Below are 6,196 nucleotides of genomic sequence, written 5' to 3' on the forward strand. Positions count from 1 at the left end.
AAAGTATCAATAATCATACCAATATATTGTTTTTTAATCGGCTGTGATTATTTTAACGTTTACTATTCTTTGTTTTCTCATTAAATCCATAAGGGCAATGGCGGCATCCGCTTTCGCAACAATATTCTCGTTTTAGTAAGTATTGCGCTGTAAAACAACGGTAACCTTCCGGTGTCCAGTAAAAATCGCCATCTTCAATTGGGATAATTTTTTTCATAGATTACAAAGATAGCGTAAAATCAAATTATTTATTTCTGAAAACTTTTATATCTTGGATTGGTTTTTGTTTCCTCTATAATATGGTTTTCATTTTTAAATATTTAGTTCCAAAAGGGTATTCTGGTATTACCTTATATCCATTCGTGTTTTTGAAAACTAAAAAAATGAAGAATGATACTGTGTTACTTAATCACGAAAAAATTCATTTAAAGCAACAACTAGAGCTGCTTATTCTTCCTTTCTATATATGGTATGTTTTAGAGTTTGTGTTTCGTTTTATTCAACATAAAAATTGGCACGTGGCTTACATAAATATTTCCTTTGAAAAAGAAGCTTATGTAAACGAAAGGAACTTACAATATTTAAATGAACGCCGGTTTTGGAGATTTTTAAAGTATCTTTGAGACCATGATTTTTCAACTGGAAAATAGCGTAAATCAAAGGGTGAAGTTGCCTGATAATAGTACTGTAGAGCTTTATTTAAAGCGAGAAGATGCTATTCACGATTTTGTTTCAGGAAATAAATACCGGAAGCTTAAATATAATATTCTTGAAGCTCAGGGTTTAGGTTGTAAAACGCTGCTTACTTTTGGTGGAGCTTATTCTAATCATATTGCAGCTGTAGCTTCTGCGGGTCAAATTTATGGACTTAAAACTATTGGTGTTATTCGTGGTGAGGAGCTAATTGATAAAATTGATAGCAATGCGACTTTAAGCTATGCTAAGGCATCTGGTATGCAGTTTAAGTTTGTATCGCGTGAAGCTTATAGAAATAAAACGTCTACAGATTTTATAAATAGCTTAAAAGAAGAATTTAAAGATTTCTACAATATTCCGGAAGGAGGTACAAATACTTTAGCTGTAAAAGGTTGTGAGGAAATTTTAACCGCTGAAGACGCTAGTTTCGATTATATCTGTTGTGCTGCTGGAACTGGAGGGACAATCTCAGGACTTATCAATGCTTCAAAATCAAATCAACAAATTTTGGGTTTTCCGGCTTTAAAAGGCGACTTTTTACAAGAAGATATTAGTAAATTTGCAACCAAAACAAATTGGGAATTAATTCTAGAGTATCATTTTGGAGGTTATGCTAAAATAAATTCAGAATTAGTAAGTTTTATTAATCAGTTTAAGTTAGAAAATAACATCGCACTAGATCCTGTTTATACAGGAAAAATGCTATATGGTATTTTCGATTTAATTGAAAAAGGAAAATTCCCGAAAGGTTCAAAAATATTAGCGATACATACTGGAGGTTTACAAGGTATTAAAGGAATGAACGTTAATTTGAAAAAGAAAAATTTACCATTAATTGAATAGAGAAAGAATGAAGAAGTTTTTAATGTTGCTATGTGTTGTAGCTGTGTGTTTTAGTTGTAAATCTAAAAAAACAGTAGTTACTAAAAAGAAGAAGACTAAAACCGAGCGTGTTGTAAAAAACAATGAAAAGGAAGCGGTTAGAACAACATCTGGTAATACAGTTTCCACTACAACATATGCAAATGCTACAGACGAATATATAGCAACTTATGCACGAGTTGCTGTTGACGAAATGGAACGTTATAATATACCAGCAAGTATTACTTTAGCACAAGGTATATTAGAATCGGCCTCAGGAAATGGACGTCTTGCTAAAGAAGCCAATAATCATTTTGGTATAAAATGCCATACTTGGGATGGAGATAGAATTTATCATGATGATGATGCCGCACAAGAATGTTTTAGAAAATATGACGATGCTAGCAATTCTTTTCGCGATCACTCATTATTTTTATCAGAACGTAGTCGTTATGCTGGTTTATTCAAATTGAAAAAAAACGATTACAAAGGTTGGGCTAAGGGCTTAAAAGCTGCGGGTTATGCAACCGATCCTAAATATCCTGCTAAATTAATTAGTTTAATCGAACGTTATAATTTGGATAAATATGATAGTAGAAAAGCTTCTTCAAATTTAAAAGAAAGAAATAAAATTGAAGTGAACGCAAAAACTAATGTGGTTAGTATTCGCGAGGTTCCAAAACAAGTAACGCATGTTGTTGTAAAGGGAGATACCTTATATTATATATCGAAAATGCATAATATTAGTGTTGAAGAGTTAAAAACACTAAATGATCTAGAAGATAATAACATAAAAATAGGACAAATTTTAACAGTGAGTCCAAAATAATATATATGATTTATAAACGAAGTAGCGCCTTGTTTGCTGAGGCAGAAAAAGTAATTCCTGGAGGTGTGAACTCTCCGGTTAGAGCGTTTAATGGAGTTGGTGGAACGCCAATTTTTGTAAAAGAAGCCAAAGGTGCTTATTTGTACGATGAAGATGGCAACCGATTAATAGACTATATTAATTCTTGGGGACCTATGATTTTAGGGCACGCCCACGAGCCTGTTGTAAATGCGGTAATAGAAAAAGCTAAAAAAGGCACGTCTTTTGGGATGCCTACCGAAATAGAAACACAAATTGCAGAACTAGCGGTTTCTATGGTGCCTAATATTGATAAAATTAGGTTTGTAAATTCGGGAACCGAAGCTTGTATGAGTGCGGTGCGTTTAGCACGTGGCTTTACAGGGAAAGATAAAATTATAAAATTCGCGGGATGTTATCATGGACATTCCGATTCATTTTTAATTCAAGCCGGAAGTGGCGCAAGTACTTTCGGTACACCCAATAGTCCTGGGGTTACAAAAGGTACGGCAAAAGACACCTTGTTGACTACTTATAATGATATCGAAAATGTCAAAGCATTAGTAGAAGCGAATAAAAATGAAATTGCTTGTGTTATTATAGAACCTGTAGCTGGTAATATGGGGTGTATACCTCCAACAAAAGGTTTTTTAGAAGCTCTAAGAGAAGTTTGTACAGTAAATAATATCCTTTTAATTTTTGATGAAGTCATGACCGGCTTCCGTTTAGCTAAAGGTGGTGCTCAAGAATTATATAACATCAAGGCAGATATTGCATGTTTTGGTAAAGTAATAGGAGGTGGTTTACCTGTAGGGGCTTTTGCTGCTCGAAACGAAATCATGAATTACCTAGCGCCAATAGGTCCCGTTTATCAAGCAGGAACATTAAGCGGAAACCCGTTAGCTATGGCTGCAGGTTTAGCAATGTTAACTGAGTTGAACAACAAGCCTGAAATTTTCACAAGTTTAGCAGAGAAAACAGCTTACTTGCATACGGGTATCGCTAAGGTTTTAACTGAAAATAATATTACACACACCATTAATAGAGTAGGATCTATGATTTCTATTCATTTTGATGACGCTGAGGTTGTCGATTTTAATTCGGCAGCAAAAGGAAACAACGATACTTTCAAAGCGTTTTTTCACGGTTTACTAAATGCAGGTGTTTACATTGCACCAAGTGCATTCGAAACTTGGTTTATTACAGATGCTTTAAGTTACGATGATTTAGATTTTACTATTGCAGCAATAAATACTGTTGCTAAAACATTATAATTAATAAGTCAAACAAGTATTTAGCTTGTTCAATATACTATATCGATCATCATGTAAATAAATGGTGGTCGATATTTTTTTTATTCAAAAACCAGAATCAAAACATACTATAAAGACAGCTTCTTAAGTTGCTTTAAGTTTTTTAATGTCCTTCTTCAGGAATACTTCCCAAATAAAAACAGCGTACACAACAATATATTCTATAGCTATTACCCATAAATTTTCCGATTTATCAGCTTTGTCAACATTTACATAAGCCAAGTAGCTTAGTATAATTACAAAACTCCATACTAACGGAAACTTATATTTAGTAAAAACGCTCAAAATTAAAAGGGTTGCAACATACCAAGGATGTATAGTCGTTGCTGTAAAGTAATAAAAAGATAAAACAAGCAACATAGCCGAAATCAACTCAACCATAGTTTTGTTCTTCCTGAAAAAAGTAACAATCAAAATAAATAGAATAACTAAAACTGGAGTCACCTTTCCTATAATACCAATTTCATTATAACCTCTAAACGTATATCCAATTTCACGAGCTATATAATAAAGACTTGCGTTAAATTCAAAATTCTGAAACCACAAGCCAACCGTTTTAGCATAGTTTCTAAAAAACGCTTCAGATAAAAAGGGCAAGAATAATAAGAGCGTAGTAATTAAAACAATACTGTAAAAGCTAGTTAACTTCCAAAAGCCGTTCAACCAATTTGGTTTTTTCGTAGCACTATCATCAGTGTTCAATAAAAACCATTTAAAAAACAGTGGTAGAAATATTAAAGGAATTAACTTAACACTAATCGATAAAGCTAAAACTACAGCTGCAAATTGCCATTTTCCACAATGTAGTAAATACAAACTCCAGATTAAAAAGAAAATCATTACACCCTCAAAGTGTAAATTTCCGGTAAGTTCAATAATTATAAACGGATTTAAAATATACCAGAAAATATTACAGACAGGAATATTGAGTCGTTTCAGTAATTTGCTGCCATAAAAAAACGTTCCAAAATCTGCGGTAATAATAAGGAGTTTAAAAACAACCACAGAACCTAGTATGCTCTTTCCTGAAAAAAGGGCAGCAATAAAAAAACAAAGTTGATTAATCGGTGGGTAATTTGTAAAATGGCTACCATTAAGCACGCCCATTCCTGCGTACAAAGTTTCGGCTTGCGCGACAGGTAGTTGTTCTGAATTTATAAACGATTCAGGCGTAAAGAGATACGGGTTAAAACCAGCTAAAATCATTCGTCCATCCCAAATAAAACGATAAAAATCTTGAGATAAGTTCGGTATAGCTAAAACAAAAATCACCCTAAATCCAAAAGCTAAGTAAGTTAAAAGCTTAATGTTGTCTTTAAAAACAGATACCAAACGGTAAAACAACACAAACAAGGCGACATAGAGCCCAATAAGCTTTACATAATCGGTCCGCACCAAACTATAAGCAAAAGCCCAATAGAGTAAAACAGAGAAAAGGGCAAGGAGCAACGGCTGCTTATTAAGTTTTAAAAAAGTCGAATTCATAAACATGCGGTAAATATATTAAACCTAGTCATTATATATAGGTATATTTCTTTTAGAATAATTTGGGCGTTACTCTTGCTGCACCCTTAGTCGTGCATCAAGAGTCGGGCTTTCACTACTCGCTTTTTTGTGTTGCATAGGTGCAACCACACAAAAAGAGCTCAAACATGCCGTTCAATCCCTAACGCAGAGCTGGGCCGTTAAGCTTATTTTCTTCAAAAGTGAATTTTAAATCTGTTGAGGTATCGAGTCTTTAATAATATTACAATATATAAGGAACATGAATTTTAAAGTAGATAGAATATAAGGTTCTTAAGAAAGGATGTCTATATAGTAGTAAGTTTTATTATAAAATATATGTATAACATATTATAGAAGAAGAAAAACAAATAGATTGTATTTGTTTTCTCTATCACATAAGAGGATTTTATTGCTTAAATCATAAAAAATGAAATAAAACTCAAGTCTAATCGAATAAAAGCAACAAAATATAAAAGTAAGAATTACAGCAAATGGCGCTATATTCACGGAGATGTAAAGCGTTATCCAACTAAATATATAAATCACAGTAAAATCTAATAAAAAAGAAGTATTGTAAAATATTAAAAATCAATTAATTAAAATGATTTCGAATAATAATTAAAAATACTTCATAAAAAAGGTTGTCAGAACCAAAAAGGGATCTATATTTGCACCCCGCTAAAAAAGGTAAAACTTTAAACGGGTAACGTTCATAAGCAGGTTGATTGATTAAGATTTTAAAAGCGGTAAAAAACTTTTAAAAAAAGAATCAAAAAACATTGTGAGTTTCAGAAAAGGTTGTAAGTTTGCAGCCGCTAAAAACGGCAACGTAATTAGCTAGAAAGTTCATAAGTATATTGTTTAGTATTTAGGTTAAAGAGGTATTAAATCTTTTTAAAATAAAAGTTAAATAATTATTGTGAGAGTTAAAAAAGGGTTTTATATTTGCACCCGCTTAGCAAGGTAACGCGTT

The 6,196-nt window shown here is 32.5% G+C and carries 5 protein-coding genes; 3 read left to right on the forward strand and 2 right to left on the reverse strand.

The genetic code is table 11. The features are described from left to right. Positions 1 to 52: 52 nt before the first annotated feature. Entirely contained in the window at positions 53 to 217 is a 165-nt protein-coding gene (locus tag BM246_RS19960; protein WP_159018398.1) for a C1orf53 family protein, read from the reverse strand. A gap of 410 nt (positions 218 to 627) precedes the next feature. Here BM246_RS19960 and BM246_RS08480 point away from each other — a divergent pair, with 410 nt between their 5' ends. Genes BM246_RS08480 through hemL form a run of 3 tightly spaced genes read left to right on the forward strand, consistent with a single transcriptional unit; the run spans position 628 to position 3,678 of the window. Continuing rightward, entirely contained in the window at positions 628 to 1,539 is a 912-nt protein-coding gene (locus BM246_RS08480; RefSeq protein WP_074937112.1) for a 1-aminocyclopropane-1-carboxylate deaminase/D-cysteine desulfhydrase, read from the forward strand. A gap of 7 nt (positions 1,540 to 1,546) precedes the next feature. Then, the gene (locus tag BM246_RS08485; RefSeq protein WP_074937195.1) at positions 1,547 to 2,386 is read left to right on the forward strand and encodes a glucosaminidase domain-containing protein; all 840 of its coding nucleotides are present in this window, start codon (positions 1,547 to 1,549) and stop codon (positions 2,384 to 2,386) included. 5 nt (positions 2,387 to 2,391) lie between these two features. Further along, a complete protein-coding gene (gene hemL / locus BM246_RS08490) occupies positions 2,392 to 3,678 on the forward strand; it encodes a glutamate-1-semialdehyde 2,1-aminomutase (RefSeq protein ID WP_074937114.1) in 1,287 nt (428 codons plus the stop codon). Between the two features lie 123 nt (positions 3,679 to 3,801). On the opposite strand, the gene BM246_RS08495 is transcribed toward hemL, so the two are convergent. Beyond that, positions 3,802 to 5,208: an MptA/MptB family glycosyltransferase gene (locus tag BM246_RS08495; protein ID WP_074937116.1), complete on the reverse strand. Its 1,407-nt coding sequence runs from the start codon at positions 5,206 to 5,208 to the stop codon at positions 3,802 to 3,804. Positions 5,209 to 6,196: the final 988 nt, after the last annotated feature.

This window comes from Algibacter lectus (genome assembly GCF_900112395.1).
Taxonomy (GTDB): domain Bacteria; phylum Bacteroidota; class Bacteroidia; order Flavobacteriales; family Flavobacteriaceae; genus Algibacter; species Algibacter lectus.

Excerpts from the sequence above, each read along its gene's own strand:
- BM246_RS19960 (WP_159018398.1), bottom strand. The coding sequence starts at position 217 with ATGAAAAAAATTATCCCAATTGAAGATGGCGATTTTTACTGGACACCG.
- hemL (WP_074937114.1), top strand. The coding sequence starts at position 2,392 with ATGATTTATAAACGAAGTAGCGCCTTGTTTGCTGAGGCAGAAAAAGTA.
- BM246_RS08495 (WP_074937116.1), bottom strand. The coding sequence starts at position 5,208 with ATGTTTATGAATTCGACTTTTTTAAAACTTAATAAGCAGCCGTTGCTC.
- BM246_RS08480 (WP_074937112.1), top strand. The coding sequence starts at position 628 with ATGATTTTTCAACTGGAAAATAGCGTAAATCAAAGGGTGAAGTTGCCT.
- BM246_RS08485 (WP_074937195.1), top strand. The coding sequence starts at position 1,547 with ATGAAGAAGTTTTTAATGTTGCTATGTGTTGTAGCTGTGTGTTTTAGT.